Annotated in this window: 15 protein-coding genes; 14 read left to right on the top strand and 1 reads right to left on the bottom strand. The window is 69.0% G+C overall.

Annotated features, from left to right (window positions below; translation table 11 throughout):
- Positions 1 to 31: 31 nt before the first annotated feature.
- From WBG06_RS22570 to prfA, 6 genes are all read left to right on the top strand, one after another.
- The gene (locus tag WBG06_RS22570; RefSeq protein WP_336739461.1) at positions 32 to 1,345 is read left to right on the top strand and encodes a homoserine dehydrogenase; all 1,314 of its coding nucleotides are present in this window, start codon (positions 32 to 34) and stop codon (positions 1,343 to 1,345) included.
- Positions 1,345 to 2,412 carry a threonine synthase gene (gene thrC, locus WBG06_RS22565; RefSeq protein WP_336739460.1) on the top strand — a complete coding sequence of 356 codons (1,068 nt, stop codon included), beginning with the start codon at positions 1,345 to 1,347 and terminating at the stop codon, positions 2,410 to 2,412. The genes WBG06_RS22570 and thrC overlap by 1 nt, the downstream gene beginning before the upstream one ends.
- A gap of 3 nt (positions 2,413 to 2,415) precedes the next feature.
- Positions 2,416 to 3,366, top strand: coding sequence for a homoserine kinase (gene thrB / locus WBG06_RS22560; protein ID WP_336739459.1), 951 nt, complete (start codon positions 2,416 to 2,418; stop codon positions 3,364 to 3,366).
- Positions 3,367 to 3,566: 200 nt separating this feature from the next.
- Positions 3,567 to 5,348, top strand: a complete 1,782-nt coding sequence (gene rho, locus WBG06_RS22555) for a transcription termination factor Rho (RefSeq protein WP_336739458.1) — start codon at positions 3,567 to 3,569, stop codon at positions 5,346 to 5,348.
- Between the two features lie 144 nt (positions 5,349 to 5,492).
- Positions 5,493 to 5,705, top strand: coding sequence for a 50S ribosomal protein L31 (gene rpmE, locus WBG06_RS22550; RefSeq protein WP_336739457.1), 213 nt, complete (start codon positions 5,493 to 5,495; stop codon positions 5,703 to 5,705).
- A gap of 122 nt (positions 5,706 to 5,827) precedes the next feature.
- Complete coding sequence (prfA, locus tag WBG06_RS22545; protein ID WP_336739455.1) at positions 5,828 to 6,907, top strand: peptide chain release factor 1; 1,080 nt, start codon at positions 5,828 to 5,830, stop codon at positions 6,905 to 6,907.
- A 110-nt stretch (positions 6,908 to 7,017) separates the two neighbouring features.
- Here prfA and WBG06_RS22540 read toward each other — a convergent pair whose 3' ends face one another.
- Positions 7,018 to 7,716, bottom strand: coding sequence for a sunset domain-containing protein (locus WBG06_RS22540; RefSeq protein ID WP_336739453.1), 699 nt, complete (start codon positions 7,714 to 7,716; stop codon positions 7,018 to 7,020).
- 175 nt (positions 7,717 to 7,891) lie between these two features.
- On the opposite strand from WBG06_RS22540, the gene prmC reads away from it, so the two are divergent.
- The 8 genes from prmC (at position 7,892) to WBG06_RS22500 (ending at position 13,774) form a co-directional block, all read left to right on the top strand.
- The gene (gene prmC / locus WBG06_RS22535; protein ID WP_336739452.1) at positions 7,892 to 8,749 is read left to right on the top strand and encodes a peptide chain release factor N(5)-glutamine methyltransferase; all 858 of its coding nucleotides are present in this window, start codon (positions 7,892 to 7,894) and stop codon (positions 8,747 to 8,749) included.
- Entirely contained in the window at positions 8,746 to 9,474 is a 729-nt protein-coding gene (locus WBG06_RS22530; RefSeq protein ID WP_336739451.1) for an L-threonylcarbamoyladenylate synthase, read from the top strand. The genes prmC and WBG06_RS22530 overlap by 4 nt, the downstream gene beginning before the upstream one ends.
- A complete protein-coding gene (locus WBG06_RS22525; protein ID WP_336739449.1) occupies positions 9,474 to 10,649 on the top strand; it encodes a glycosyltransferase family 4 protein in 1,176 nt (391 codons plus the stop codon). Before WBG06_RS22530 ends, WBG06_RS22525 begins: the two co-directional genes overlap by 1 nt.
- A 114-nt stretch (positions 10,650 to 10,763) precedes the next feature.
- Positions 10,764 to 11,180 (top strand): hypothetical protein, encoded by a 417-nt coding sequence (locus tag WBG06_RS22520; RefSeq protein ID WP_336739447.1) that lies wholly within the window; start codon positions 10,764 to 10,766, stop codon positions 11,178 to 11,180.
- Positions 11,181 to 11,294: 114 nt separating this feature from the next.
- Positions 11,295 to 12,101 (top strand): F0F1 ATP synthase subunit A, encoded by an 807-nt coding sequence (atpB, locus tag WBG06_RS22515; RefSeq protein WP_336739445.1) that lies wholly within the window; start codon positions 11,295 to 11,297, stop codon positions 12,099 to 12,101.
- A 79-nt stretch (positions 12,102 to 12,180) separates the two neighbouring features.
- On the top strand, positions 12,181 to 12,399 hold the full coding sequence (locus WBG06_RS22510; RefSeq protein ID WP_292650670.1) for an ATP synthase F0 subunit C: 219 nt from the start codon (positions 12,181 to 12,183) through the stop codon (positions 12,397 to 12,399).
- A gap of 26 nt (positions 12,400 to 12,425) precedes the next feature.
- Positions 12,426 to 12,962 carry a F0F1 ATP synthase subunit B gene (locus WBG06_RS22505; RefSeq protein WP_336739442.1) on the top strand — a complete coding sequence of 179 codons (537 nt, stop codon included), beginning with the start codon at positions 12,426 to 12,428 and terminating at the stop codon, positions 12,960 to 12,962.
- Positions 12,962 to 13,774: a F0F1 ATP synthase subunit delta gene (locus WBG06_RS22500; RefSeq protein WP_336739440.1), complete on the top strand. Its 813-nt coding sequence runs from the start codon at positions 12,962 to 12,964 to the stop codon at positions 13,772 to 13,774. The genes WBG06_RS22505 and WBG06_RS22500 overlap by 1 nt, the downstream gene beginning before the upstream one ends.
- Positions 13,775 to 13,803 lie beyond the last annotated feature (29 nt).

Here is a 13,803-nt window from a genome sequence, read left to right as displayed (position 1 = left end):
CCTGGAGCCTGTCCCGGATACCCTTGGGCGCGTGAGCAGCAACAAGACGACCGCGCACGCCGTCGAGCCCCTGGGCGTCGCCGTCCTCGGCTGCGGTGTGGTGGGGTCCCAGGTGGTCCGGCTCCTGCTCGAGGGCGATGCGGATCTCGCCGCCCGAGTGGGCGCTCCGTTGGAGATCAGAGGCGTGGCCGTACGCCGCCTCGACGCTCCCCGCGACGTCGAGGTGCCCGCCGAGCTGCTCACCACCGATGCCCACGGTCTGGTCGCCCGCGACGACGTCGACCTCGTGGTCGAGGTGATCGGTGGCATCGAGCCGGCCCGCGGCCTCATCCTCGAGGCCCTGGAGAGCGGCGCGAGCGTCGTCACCGCCAACAAGGCGCTGCTCGCCGAGGACGGGCCGACGCTCTACGAGGCCGCCGAGAAGGCAGGCACCGACCTCTACTACGAGGCTGCGGTCGCCGGCGCGATCCCGATCCTCCGCCCGCTGCGCGACTCGCTCGTCGGTGACCACGTCACCAAGGTGATGGGCATCGTCAACGGCACCACCAACTACATCCTCGACAAGATGGACACCTACGGCGCCGGCTTCGAGGAAGCCCTCGCCGAGGCCCAGGAGCTGGGCTACGCCGAGGCCGACCCGACCGCCGACGTCGAAGGCTTCGACGCTGCCGCGAAGGCCGCCATCCTGGCCAGCCTCGCCTTCCACACCCGGGTGACTGCCAGCGACGTCTACCGCGAGGGCATCACCGAGGTGACTGCCGGCGACGTCGCCTCGGCCAAGGCCATGGGGAGCGTCGTCAAGCTGCTCGCGATCGCCGAGCTCGACGGGGACGACGTCTCGGCCCGGGTCCACCCGGTGATGATCCCGCGCACCCACGCGCTGGCGACCGTACGCGGCGCCTACAACGCCGTCTTCGTCGAGTCCGCCTCCGCCGGCGACCTGATGTTCTACGGCCAGGGCGCAGGCGGCGAACCGACCGCGAGCGCCGTCCTCGGTGACCTGGTCACGATCGCCCGCAACAAGGTCCTCGGCACCCGCGGCTTCGGCGAGTCGTCCTACGCCGCCCGCGCGGTCCGGCCGATGGGCGAGACCGTCACCCGCTACCACGTCAGCCTCGACGTGGCCGACAGGGCCGGCGTGCTCGCCGCCGTCGCGACCGCCTTCTCCGAGCACGGCGTCTCGATCAAGGCCGTTCGCCAGGAAGGTCGAGGCGAGGACGCTCAGCTCGTCGTCGTCTCCCACGAGGCCCCCGATGCCGCACTCGCGGCGACCGTGCAGCACCTGCGCGAGATGGAGTACGTCCGCGACGTCGCCTCGGTGATGCGCGTAGAAGGAGCAGTGTGATGACCAGTAGCCAGTGGCGGGGCGTGATCGAGGAGTATCGCCCCCTCCTCGACATCCCCCAGGACACCCCGGCGGTGACCCTCGGCGAGGGCGGCACCCCGCTGGTCCACTCGGAGTGGCTCTCCAGCGCGACCAAGGGCGAGGTGTGGCTCAAGGTCGAGGGCCAGAACCCGACCGGCTCGTTCAAGGACCGCGGCATGACCGCGGCCATCTCCGTCGCCGTCCACGAGGGCGCCAAGGCCGTCGTCTGCGCCTCGACCGGCAACACCAGCGCCTCGATGGCCGCCTACGCCGCCAAGGCCGGGATCACCCCGGTCGTGCTCGTCCCCAACGGCAAGATCAGTGCCGCCAAGATGGCCCAGGCGCTGGTCCACGGTGCCGAGGTGGTCAAGGTGCGCGGCAACTTCGACGACTGCCTCAAGCTCTCGCGCGCGCTCGCCGACAGCTACCCGGTCGCATTGGTCAACTCCGTCAACCCGATCCGCCTCGAGGGTCAGAAGACGGCCTCCTTCGAGGTCGTCGACCGCCTCGGCGACGCCCCCGACTACCACCTCATGCCGATCGGCAACGCCGGCAACCTGTCCGCCTACTGGCTCGGCTACGAGCAGTACGCAGCGGCCGGCCATGCCACCAAGACCCCGGTCATGCGCGCCTTCCAGGCCGAGGGCGCGGCCCCGCTCGTGCTCGGTCACCCGGTCGAGCACCCCGAGACCAAGGCGACCGCGATCCGCATCGGCAACCCGGCCTCGTGGCAGCTCGCCGAGGCCGCCGCCGCGAAGTCCGGCGGTCGCTTCCGTGCGCTCTCCGACGAGCAGATCCTCTCCGCGCAGTCCCAGCTCGCCCGCAACGACGGCGTCTTCGTCGAGCCTGCCTCGGCCGCCGGTGTCGCCGGGCTACTCGCAGACCTCGAGGCGGGGGAGACCTACGCCGGAGCCACGACGGTCATCACCGTCACCGGTCACGGCCTCAAGGACACCGCCACCGCGCTGGACTACTTCGGTGAGATCCCCGAGATCGTCATCGACGCCGACCTCGAGGCGGCTGCTGCCGCGGCTGGGCTCGCGTAGGACATGACCTTCGTCGAAGGCCCGGTGACGGTCACCGTCCCGGCCACCTCCGCCAACCTGGGCCCCGGCTACGACTCGCTGGGGCTGGCGCTCGACCTGCGTGACGAGCTCACCGGCGAAGTGGTCGCGGACGGTCTGGAGGTCACCGTCGAGGGGGCGGGCGAGGGCACGGTCCCGCTCGACGAGTCCCACCTCGTCGTACGCTCCATGCGGGCCGCCTTCGAGATCATCGGCAAGCAGCCGACGGGTCTCCGGCTGCACTGCCACAACCGGATCCCGCACGCGCGCGGTCTGGGATCGTCCTCGGCCGCGATCATCGGCGGCCTGGTGCTGGCTCGTGCTCTGGTCGCCGGCGGAGAGCTGATCCTGGACGACGAGACGCTCTTCCAGAAGGCCGCCGAGATCGAGGGCCACCCCGACAACGTCGCGCCTGCCTTCCACGGCGGTTTCACGATCGCTGGGGAGGACGAAACCACCCCGACCGGCTCTTCGACGAGCGACGGAGGGCCTGCGGGACGGCACAGCTTTGCGGTCCGTACGGCCGTCGACCCGAGGATCAGCGTCGTCGTCTTCGTCCCTCCGACCGGTGTCGAGACCAAGGCCGCCCGCGGCCTGCTGCCCGACACGGTGCCGCACTCGGACGCGGCGGCCGATGCAGGACGTACCGCTCTCTTGGTCGCCGCCTTGAACGACGCACCGGAGCACCTGCACCGCGCCACCCGCGACTTCCTCCACCAGGAATACCGTCGACCCGCCATGCCGGAGTCGCTGGCCCTGGTCGATGAGCTGCGTGCCGACGGCGTCGCGGCGATCGTGTCCGGTGCCGGACCCACCGTCCTGGCCTTCAGCAGCGGGGTGGCATCGGCAGAGACGACCAAGCTCACCGCTCGCTGCCCCGAGGGCTGGGACTGCCATGCGCTGGCCGTCGACATGGACGGCGTGCGCATCCTCTGATCCGGGTTCAGGCCCCTGCTGTGGTGGGTGCCGTGCGTGTTAGCCTGGGAATACCTCGGTTGGGTCGTTCAGGTCCGCCGAAGTGCTATCCCCCTTTCGCGCCGAGCCACTTCGTTTGGCGCGCATCGGCGCGTCAGGGGTTCTGACAAACGAGCCGTCGGTGTCGTACGCCGATCGGCGATACGTGGGAAAGGACTCACGTGACTGAGACCATGGAATCCACCGCTCCGGAGCCGAACGCCCCGAAGAGGCGCGGTGGCCTTGGCGGAATGCTTCTCGCCGACCTCAAGGCGATGGCGAACGGGATGGGCATCAGCGGGGCCAACTCGATGAAGAAGGCCCAGCTGATCGAGGCGATCAAGGCTGCCCAGGGCAGCCGTGCCCAGTCGGCCCCGGCGGAGAGGGCCCAGAAGCCTGCCGCCCGGAAGCCGGCCGCCGAGAAGCCTGCTGCCGAGAAGCCTGCCGAGAAGCCCGCGGAGAAGGCGACCGAGACGTCTGCCGAGAAGCCTGCCGAGAAGCCTGCCGAGAAGCCCGCGGAGAAGTCCGCCGAGGCTGCCGACGCCGGCAGCGAGGGCGGCCAGCGCCCGCGCCGCCAGCGCAACCAGAACCAGAACCAGAGCAAGAGCGGTGGCCAGGGCGGCCAGCCCGCCGGTGGCCAGAGCAAGGGCCCGGCCAAGGCCGGTCAGCCTGCCGCTGAGAAGAAGAACGAGGACGCCCCGAAGGAGAAGCCGGCCGAGCAGGCCGATGACTCCGCTGGTGATGACGACGGCGAGGGCGGCAGCCGCCGCAACCGTCGCCGTCGGGGCCGCGACCGTGAGCGCAACCGGCCGGGCCGCGGCGAGCCGGACACGACCGTCCTGGAGGACGACGTGCTCGTGCCCGCGGCGGGCATCCTGGACGTACTCGACAACTACGCCTTCGTCCGCACCTCCGGCTACCTGCCCGGACCCGACGACGTCTACCTCTCCCTGTCGCTGGTCAAGCGCCTCGGCCTGCGCCGGGGCGACGCGATCGTCGGTCAGGTGCGCCAGCCCCGCGAGGGCGAGCGCAAGGAGAAGTACAACCCGATGGTGCGCATCGACTCGGTCAACGGCGCCGACCCCGAGGTCGCCAGGCACCGCGTCGAGTTCGACAAGCTCGCTCCGGTCCACCCCGACCAGAGGCTGCGCCTCGAGGGCGGCTCCGACCCGGTCACCGGCCGGGTCATCGACCTGGTCGCGCCGATCGGCAAGGGCCAGCGCGGCCTGATCGCCTCCCCGTCGAAGGCCGGCAAGACCACCGTCCTGCAGGCCATCGCCGCAGCGATCACCGCCAACAACCCGGAGTGCCACCTGATGGTGGTGCTCGTCGACGAGCGCCCGGAGGAGGTCACCGACTTCGAGCGCAGCGTCAAGGGTGAGGTCATCGCCTCGACCTTCGACCGTCAGCCCGCCGACCACACCGTGGTCGCCGAGCTCGCGATCGAGCGGGCCAAGCGTCTGGTCGAGCTCGGCCACGACGTGGTCGTCCTGCTCGACGGTCTGACCCGCCTGGGCAAGGCCTACAACCTCTCCGTCCCGGCGTCGGGCCGGATCCTCGGCGGCGGTGTCGACTCGGCGGCGCTCTACCCGACGAAGCGGTTCTTCGGTGCGGCCCGCAACGTCGAGGACGGCGGCTCGCTGACGATCCTCGCCACGGCCGCGGTCGAGACCGGCTCGAAGACCGACGAGATCATCTTCGAGGCGTTCAAGGACACCGCCAACTCCGAGCTGCGCCTGAACGAGGACTACGCGGAGGCCGGGATCTTCCCTGCCGTCGACGTCAACGCGTCGGGCACCCGCCGCGACGACCTGCTCTTCGCCGGCGGCGAGGGGGACGCGGTGCGCAAGCTGCGCGCCTCCCTGGCCACCCTCGACGGCGCCAAGGCCGCCTCGGTCCTGGTCGAGAAGGTCGCCGGATCCGCGACCAACATGGTGCTGCTCAACGAGGTCGCCAAGAGCTGAGACGACCGGAGTGCGACGAGCGTTCTGGGGCCGCCGGGAATTATTGGCGGCCCCAGGCGTTCACATACACTGAATCCTCGGTGCCGGTTCACGTCCCGCAACCTGCGGCGGCGACCCGGAGCCCACTGTCTTGAGAGGAACCTCATGAAGTCCGACATCCACCCGACGTACGTCGAGACCCAGGTCACCTGCACCTGTGGCAACGCGTTCACCACCCGCAGCACCGTGGCCGAGGGCGCCATCCGCGCCGACGTGTGCTCCAACTGCCACCCGTTCTACACGGGCAAGCAGAAGATCCTCGACACCGGCGGTCGCGTGGCTCGCTTCGAGGCTCGCTTCGGCAAGCGCAACAAGTAGTTGCTTCCCAGCGCCGGCCCCTGCATTCGCAGGTGGCCGGCGCTGGCGTATTTCAGCGGTACACAAGGTTTGAAACACACTCCCGGGCGGAGATGTCCCGCCGGAGCGAAGCGGAGGCGCACATGACGCAGTTTGAAGCAGTCGAAGGGCTCATCGAGGAGCACGAGGGCCTGGAGAAGCGGCTCGCCGAGCCCGAGACCCATGCCGACGCCCGCCTGGCGAAGAAGCTCAACCAGAGGTACGCCGAGCTGAGCTCGATCATCGACGCCTACCGCGCCTGGCAGCAGCTCGGTGACGACATCGAGGCCGCCCGCGAGCTGGCGGGGGAGGACCCCGCGTTCGCCGAGGAGGCCGAGGCGCTGGTCCCGCAGCGCGAGGAGGCCGAGGAGCGGCTGCGTCGCCTGCTCGTGCCCCGCGACCCGACGGACGACAAGGACGCCATCCTCGAGGTGAAGTCGGGGGAGGGCGGCGAGGAGTCGGCGCTGTTCGCCGGCGACCTGCTCCGGATGTATACCCGCTACGCCGAGCGCCAGGGCTGGAAGCTCGAGTTCCTGGACGCCAACGAGTCCGATCTCGGCGGCTACAAGTCGGTCACCGTCGCGGTGAAGGCGAAGGGGACGTCCGAGCCCGGTCGTGCTCCGTATGCACTGCTCAAGTTCGAGGGTGGTGTGCACCGGGTCCAGCGGGTGCCGGTCACCGAGTCGCAGGGCCGCGTCCACACCTCGGCGGCCGGTGTCCTGGTGGTTCCCGAGGCCGAGCCCATCGACGTCGAGATCAACGACAACGACCTCCGCATCGACGTCTACCGCTCGTCGGGCCCCGGCGGCCAGTCGGTCAACACGACCGACTCTGCGGTCCGGATCACCCACGTCCCCACCGGCATCGTCGTCTCCATGCAGAACGAGAAGTCGCAGCTGCAGAACAAGGAGCAGGCCATGCGCGTGCTCCGCTCGCGCCTCCTCCAGGCCGCCCAGGACGCCGCCGACGCGGAGGCCTCCGACGCACGCCGCTCGCAGGTACGCACCGTCGACCGCTCCGAGCGCATCCGGACGTACAACTTCCCGGAGAACCGCATCTCCGACCACCGCACCGGCTACAAGTCCTACAACCTCGACCAGGTCCTGGACGGCGACCTGGAACCGGTGATCGGCAGCGCGGTGGACGCCGACCTGGCAGCCCGCCTGGCCAGCCTGGACTCCTGACCCACCGAGACGTCAGTCCGCGGCGTCCGAGTTCGAACTTTCCCGGGGGAGGGATGCGAAGGGTCGCAGCCGCGGGCGGCTGCGACCCTTCGGGGTGGTCCTCGGACCGATCAGGCGTTGGCCTTCTTCTTGAAGCCCATCACGAAGCCGGCAGCCTCGGCCGACTCCTCGGAGTCGAAGTAGACGGCGGCCTTCGTGCGGCTGTAGTAGGGGCTCGCGGTGGTGTGGTACTTCTTCCCGGCGTTGCCCTTGATCGCGTACGCAGCATCCGAGCTGCTTCCGTCAGCGGCCGGAAGCACGGCGCCGGCGTAGGGAGCCTCGCCGGTCGCGGCGGCCGCCTCGGCGACCGGAGCGGCCCCCGGCTCGGTCTCGACGGGTGCGGCCACGACCTCCTCGGCGGCCGACGCGGTCGGTGCCTCGGTCGTCTCCGTGTCCTCGGCGACGGTCTCGGCAACGGGCTCGGCAACGGGCTCGGTGACCGGCTCGGCGGCCGGCTCCTTGGTCGCATCGGTCTCGGCAGCGGCCGCGATGACGCTCTCGGCCTCAGCGACGACGGCAGCGGTGTCCGCGTCGGTGACGTCGTCCGAGGTGGTCTCCTCGGCAGCGGACTCCTTGTCGGTGGAGACCTCGTCAGAGGCCTCCGCGGTGACGGTGGCAGCAGCGACAGGCGCGCTGGTGGTCTCAGGCGTCGAGCGGTCCGCGTCCGCTCGGTGCGAGGTCTTGGTGTCCTTGCGGACCGGTCGTCCGAAGAAGAACCAGATCAGGACGGCGAGGACGAGGACGAGTGCAAGCAGCAACAGCCACTTCATGGGGTGATGTTTCCTTCCAGGGGGGATCTCGGGTGTGATGGTGGGGCAGCACAGTGCCCGACGAGGGTGCGGCCAATCCCGCGTCCCCCGATCTGACCCGAAGAACTGTCGAAGCGCCCGAACGTTACCCTCAGCCGGGTAGTGCATGACTAACACATTTCAGGAGCAGTTGCCCATGACCGCCCCGCGCATCCTTCTGGCAAGTGCCCGAAAGCAGCTCGCAGAGGCCGGCGTCGACAGTCCGGACGCCGACGCGGCCATCTTGCTGGCCCATGTCCTCGACACCGATCGCAACCGCCTCTTCCTCGTCGACGACGTCGCAGGGGCCGACGAGAAGGCCTACGCGGACCTGCTCGCCCGCCGTGCGGGGCGTGAGCCGTTGCAGCACCTCACCGGGGTGGCGTACTTCCGTCACGTCGAGCTCGCCGTGGGCCCAGGCGTCTTCGTGCCGAGGCCCGAGACCGAGCTGCTCGCCGGCTGGGCGATCGAACGGGCCGCCGCGATCCACACCCCTGTCGTCGTCGATCTGTGCACCGGCTCGGGAGCGATTGCGAAGAGCATCGCCGACGAGGTCCCGGGCGCCGAGGTGCATGCGGTCGAGCTCTCCGAGGACGCCTACCCCTGGGCCGCACGCAACCTGGAAGGCACCGGGGTGGACCTGCGGCAGGGCGACATGGCCGACGCGTTCGCCGACCTGGACGGCAGCGTCGACGTGCTCGTCTGCAACCCGCCCTACATCCCGCTCGAGGCCTGGGAGTCGGTAGCCCGCGAGGCGAGGGACCACGACCCCGACCTCGCCCTCTTCTCCGGGCAGGATGGTCTGGACGCGATCCGCGTCCTGGAACGACGGGCCGCCGAGCTGCTCAGGCCAGGGGGCGTGGTCGGTTTCGAGCATGCCGACGAGCAGGGTCCCGACGGCGCCGACGGTGGCGCACCGGCCGTCTTCGCCGGCACCGGACGATGGCAGGACGTGCGTGATCATCTCGATCTGGCAGGGCGTCCGCGCTTCACGACCGCGCAACTGGCAACATGAGCACTGTGACTGAGCGCTACCCGATCGCGACCGAGGACGAGCAGACCAAGGCGATCGATGCTGCTGTGGCCGCCCTTCAGGCCGGCGAGCTCATCGTTGTGCCGACCGACACGGTCTACGGCATCTCCGCCGACGCGTTCGACAAGGGCGCGGTGGCCGGTCTGCTCGCCGCCAAGGGCCGAGGCCGTTCGATGCCGCCGCCGGTGCTGATCTCCAACGTCGCCACCCTCGACGCCCTCGCGACGCGCATCCCCGAGTGGGCGCGCACCCTCGTCGAGGAGCTGTGGCCCGGTGCGCTGACGATCGTGCTCCACCAGCAGCCGTCGTTGCAGTGGGACCTCGGTGAGGCCCGCCAGACCGTGGCCGTACGCATCCCTGACGACGAGATCCTGCGCCGGATCATCGACCGTGTGGGCCCGCTGGCGACCAGCTCGGCCAACCGCACCACGAAGCCTGCGGCCACCAACGCCGACCAGGCCGAGGAGATGCTCGGCAAGATGGTCAAGGTCATCCTCGACGGGGGCGAGTCGCCCGGCGGCGAGGCCTCGACGATCGTCTCCGCGACCGGCGACGAGCCGAAGGTCCTGCGGGAGGGCGCGATCAGCGTCGAACGGATCAACGAGATCCTCGCCAAGCACGATGTCGCCATCCGGAGACCGGGCGATCCGGATCCCGCTGCCGCCGATACCGATGGGCCCGACACGGACGCCGACGCAGAAGCCTGATGCGCGCCTACGTCCTCCTCTTCCTGGTCGCCGCCGTGGTGACCTACCTGCTCACCGTCGTGGCACGCGAGTTCGCGATGCGCACGGGAGCCGTCGCGAAGGTCCGCGACCGTGACGTACATGCCGTGCCGATCCCCTACATGGGCGGCGTCGCGATGCTGGGCGGACTGATCGCGGCTTACCTGGTCGCTCGCGAGCTGCCGTTCCTGGCCGATGCTCCGGACTTCGTCCTGCAGGACACCGGCGTCGTGATCCTCGCCGGTGCGCTGATCTGCATCGTCGGGGTCGTCGACGACATCTTCGAGCTCGATGCCCTCACCAAACTGGGTGGCCAGGTGCTGGCGACCGCGATCCTGGTGGGCTTCAACCTGCAATACAGCCTGATCACGTTCCCCGACGGCACCCAGTTCTCCATCGACCCCGCCCAGGGTGCGCTGCTCACGGGGCTCGTGGTGATCACCGTGGTCAACGCCGTCAACTTCATCGACGGCCTCGACGGTCTGGCTGCGGGTGTCGTCGGCATCGGCGCGCTGGCCCTGTTCCTGTTCTGCTACCAGTTCACCCGGATCAACGACATCGGCCGCGCCTCGACGGCGGCTCTCCTGACCGTCGCGCTCGCCGGAGCCTGCGTCGGCTTCCTGATCCACAACTGGCATCCCGCCCGGCTGTTCATGGGTGACAGCGGCTCGATGCTGATCGGCCTGATCCTCGCCGCCAGCGCGGTCACCCTCTCGGGCTCCTACAACGCCGGCGGCCTGAACGTGAACGCCTTCGACGCCTCCACGGCGCTCCTGGTGACCTTCCTGCCGCTGCTGCTCCCACTGACCATCCTGGTGGTTCCGCTGGTCGATCTCGTGCTGGCCGTCGTACGCCGCACCCGCGCCGGCCGTTCCCCCTTCGCCGCGGACAAGAAGCACCTCCATCACCGGCTCCTGGAGATCGGTCACTCCCAGCGCCGCGCAGTCCTGATCATGTGGCTGTGGGCCGGTCTGATGTCCTTCGGTTCGGTGTTCGTCACCCTCTACCGCGGCCCGGTCGTCATCATCGGTGTCGCCGTCGCAACCGCGCTGATCGTGCTGCTCACCTTCGTCCTTCCGAAGATCCGCGGTGAGCGCACCGACAAGCTCCTCGAGGTTCCCGAGGAACTCACTCCGCTGGAGGAACAGCCTCGGTAGGGGAGGCTTGATCGATCAATTAGGGCGCCGAAACACGCTTGTGATAGTTTTCACGAGCGTTCGGGATACGCTCCTGAACACGTGAAATGCCCCCAGAGAGAACGGCCGCCGACGATGACGACCGCAACCAGCAAGACCATGGTGCTGCGAGGTTCTGCCGCAGTCTCTGGCGCCGCTGCGCTCGCAGCGCTCGTGGTGGCCTTCTTCGTCGCCGGGACCACCGGCCTGATCGGCGCACTGATCGGCTCGGTCGCCGCCCTGGTCATCCTCGGAGCAGGCACTTGGGCGATGTTCTGGATCGCCGGGAAGTCGCCGGCCCTCTCGCTCCCCGGGTCGTTCGGTGTGTTCACCATCCAGGGGCTGCTGTTGTTCGCCGTCCTGCTGGTGCTCTCGACCCAGGCCGAGGGTGTTGTCGTTCGGTCGGCAGCCCTCTTGATCGTTGTGGTCACCATCGCTTGGACCACGTCGTTTGCGTTCTTGGTACGACGAGAGCGGATCCCGCTCTTCGACCTGCCGGGGGCAGACGCATGACTCGCCAGTAACGCCTGATATCGTCCGGCCCGTCGGGAGGCGGCTGCCGGGATGATACCTGAGCCACAGGGCTCGCCCCCCAGAATCGTAAGTTTCGAAGAAACAGGAGACAGCGTGAAGTCGCTTGCCGCCAGTGTCTTGGCGTCCGCACCGGAGCCCCACATTCCGGGGCCCGCGGACTTCAACCTGCCGCCGATCGTCGGGTCCGGCGACTGGGCCCTGACCAAGGTCTCGCTCCTGGTCATCCTCTCCGCCGTGATCGCGTTCGGCCTGTTCTACGCGATGTCGCGCAAGGCAGCGGTCGTCCCGGGTCGCCTGCAGTTCGTCGGCGAGTACGTCTACGGCTTCGTCCGCAACGGCATCGCGCGCGACACCATCGGCTCGCACGACTTCATGAAGTTCGTGCCGTTCCTGTTCACCATCTTCCTCTTCATCCTGGTGAACAACTTCTACGGGGTCATCCCGTTCATCCAGTTCCCGACGATGTCCCACATCGGCTACACCACGGCGCTCGCGCTGCTCACCTGGCTGATCTACAACATCGTCGGCATCGCCAAGCACGGTTTCTTCGGCTACCTCAAGCACCAGACGGTTCCGTCCGGGATCACCGGTCCGATCCTGATCATGCTGGTGCCGCTGGAGTTCTTCTCCAACATCATCGTCCGGCCGTTCACGCTCGCGCTTCGTCTGTTCGCGACCATGTTCGCCGGCCACCTGCTGCTCGCGCTGTTCTCCATCGGCGGCGCCTACCTGATCCTGCACTACTCGCCGCCTGTCATCGGCGTCACCGCCGGTGTGCTGTCGTTCATCATCGGCATCGCGGTGAGCTTCCTCGACATGCTGGTGATGTTCCTGCAGGCCTACGTCTTCACCCTGCTCTCGGCCATGTACATCGGCCAGGCAATCGCCGACGAGCACTGAGCTCCGAAGCACGCTTTTCCAGACCAACGACGCACAACAACTGACGCATCAGGCGTCAACAACCCCGAAAGGAAAACCCATGGAGATCGCCCTGGGCACCCTCAACATGGTCGGCCTCGGCCTCGCTGCGATCGGCCCGGCCATCGGCGTCGGCCTGATCTTCGCGGCGTACGTCGCCGGCGTTGCCCGCCAGCCGGAGGCTCAGAGCCGCCTGCAGACGATCGCCATCTTCGGCTTCGTTCTGTGTGAGCAGTTCTTCATCATCTCCCTCGCCCTCGCCTTCGTCCTCCAGCCCTGACGCCGGGGAACGACTGAGGTTTCGACATGATCCTTACCCAGGTAATGGCAGCGGAGGATGCGCCTAACCCGCTGATCCCGCACGTTCCGGAGGTCATTCTCGGCTTCATCGTCGTCGCCATCCTCTACGTGGGGATCGCGAAGTTCATCGTCCCGAACTTCGAGAAGGCGTACGCCGATCGAACCGCAGCGATCGAAGGCGGCATCGAGAACGCCCAGGCCAAGCAGGCCGAGGCGGATGCCAAGCTCGCCGAGCTCGAGCAGCAGCTCTCGGAGGCCCGTCACGAGGCGGCCCGCATCCGTGAGGAGGCTCGCGAGCAGGGCGCGGCGATCGTGGCCGAGATGCGTCAGCAGGCTCAGGCCGAGTCGACCCGCATCGTCGAGCACGGCAAGGCACAGATCGAGGCCGAGCGCCAGGCGGCGGTCACCTCGCTTCGCACCGAGGTCGGCTCGCTGGCCACCGGTCTTGCCGGTCGCATCGTCGGGGAGTCCCTCGACGACGACGAGCGCTCCAGCCGTGTGGTCGAGCGGTTCCTCGCCGACCTCGAGGCAGGAGTTCACTGATGGACTTCCGTGGAGCGTCGGCCGACGCAGTTGCCGCCCTGACCGAGGAGCTGAAGACCGCTGTCTCCGCCTCTCCTGAGGCGGCGGCGAAGGCGGCCGACACCCTCTTCGAGGTCTCCCAGACCTTCCGCGCCGAGGCAGCTCTGCGCCGCTTCGTCACCGATGCGTCGGTGCCGAAGGAGGCCAAGACCGGCCTCGTCGCCGAGCTGTTCGGCGGGAAGGTCGACGCGGCGGGCCTCGGCGTGGTCGAGTCGGCGGTCAAGCACCGCTGGACGCACGCCGGTGACCTGAGCGACGCGGTCGAGCGACTGAGCGAGATCGCCGCCGTCCGCAGCGCCGGCGGTGAGGCCAAGCGCCTCGCCGACGAGCTCTTCGCGGTCCAGCAGGCCGTGCAGGAGACGCCCGCGCTTCGCGACGCGCTCTCCGACCCGGCTCGCTCGATCGACGACAAGGTCGCGCTGGTCGACGACCTTCTCGGCGGCAAGGCGCTGGCAGCGACGGTCACCCTGACCAAGCAGGCGCTGGCAGGCACCTACCGCACCGCCACGGCGGCGCTGGGTGAATACCAGAAGGTGGCCGCCGCGGTTGCGGGCGAGAACACCGCGGTCGTCCGCGTGGCAGCCCCGCTCTCGGAGGCGGACAGCACCCGTCTGGCCGCGGCCCTCGCGAAGAAGTACGGCCGCGAGGTCCACCTGAACATCGTGGTCGACCCGGCCATCGTCGGCGGCATCAAGGTCTCGATCGGTGACGACGTCATCGACGGCACCATCTCCAGCCGCCTCGACGGGGCGCAGCGAGCACTCGCCGGCTGATCCGGCATCACGGCCGCGAACTGGCCGTA

Origin of the sequence: Nocardioides sp. CCNWLW239 (assembly GCF_037137035.1) — a bacterium.
In the GTDB taxonomy this organism is placed as follows: domain Bacteria; phylum Actinomycetota; class Actinomycetes; order Propionibacteriales; family Nocardioidaceae; genus Nocardioides.
The sequence above is the reverse complement of the archived record's forward strand: the minus strand, read 5'-3'. Positions and strand labels throughout refer to the sequence as shown.

What these genes read in the sequence shown, in the direction of transcription:
- WBG06_RS22505 (WP_336739442.1), top strand. Translation starts at nt 12,426, where the DNA reads ATGATCCTTACCCAGGTAATGGCAGCGGAGGATGCGCCTAACCCGCTG.
- WBG06_RS22530 (WP_336739451.1), top strand. Translation starts at nt 8,746, where the DNA reads ATGAGCACTGTGACTGAGCGCTACCCGATCGCGACCGAGGACGAGCAG.
- WBG06_RS22510 (WP_292650670.1), top strand. Translation starts at nt 12,181, where the DNA reads ATGGAGATCGCCCTGGGCACCCTCAACATGGTCGGCCTCGGCCTCGCT.
- WBG06_RS22540 (WP_336739453.1), bottom strand. Translation starts at nt 7,716, where the DNA reads ATGAAGTGGCTGTTGCTGCTTGCACTCGTCCTCGTCCTCGCCGTCCTG.
- thrC (WP_336739460.1), top strand. Translation starts at nt 1,345, where the DNA reads ATGACCAGTAGCCAGTGGCGGGGCGTGATCGAGGAGTATCGCCCCCTC.
- rpmE (WP_336739457.1), top strand. Translation starts at nt 5,493, where the DNA reads ATGAAGTCCGACATCCACCCGACGTACGTCGAGACCCAGGTCACCTGC.
- WBG06_RS22500 (WP_336739440.1), top strand. Translation starts at nt 12,962, where the DNA reads ATGGACTTCCGTGGAGCGTCGGCCGACGCAGTTGCCGCCCTGACCGAG.
- prmC (WP_336739452.1), top strand. Translation starts at nt 7,892, where the DNA reads ATGACCGCCCCGCGCATCCTTCTGGCAAGTGCCCGAAAGCAGCTCGCA.
- WBG06_RS22525 (WP_336739449.1), top strand. Translation starts at nt 9,474, where the DNA reads ATGCGCGCCTACGTCCTCCTCTTCCTGGTCGCCGCCGTGGTGACCTAC.
- WBG06_RS22520 (WP_336739447.1), top strand. Translation starts at nt 10,764, where the DNA reads ATGACGACCGCAACCAGCAAGACCATGGTGCTGCGAGGTTCTGCCGCA.
- thrB (WP_336739459.1), top strand. Translation starts at nt 2,416, where the DNA reads ATGACCTTCGTCGAAGGCCCGGTGACGGTCACCGTCCCGGCCACCTCC.
- prfA (WP_336739455.1), top strand. Translation starts at nt 5,828, where the DNA reads ATGACGCAGTTTGAAGCAGTCGAAGGGCTCATCGAGGAGCACGAGGGC.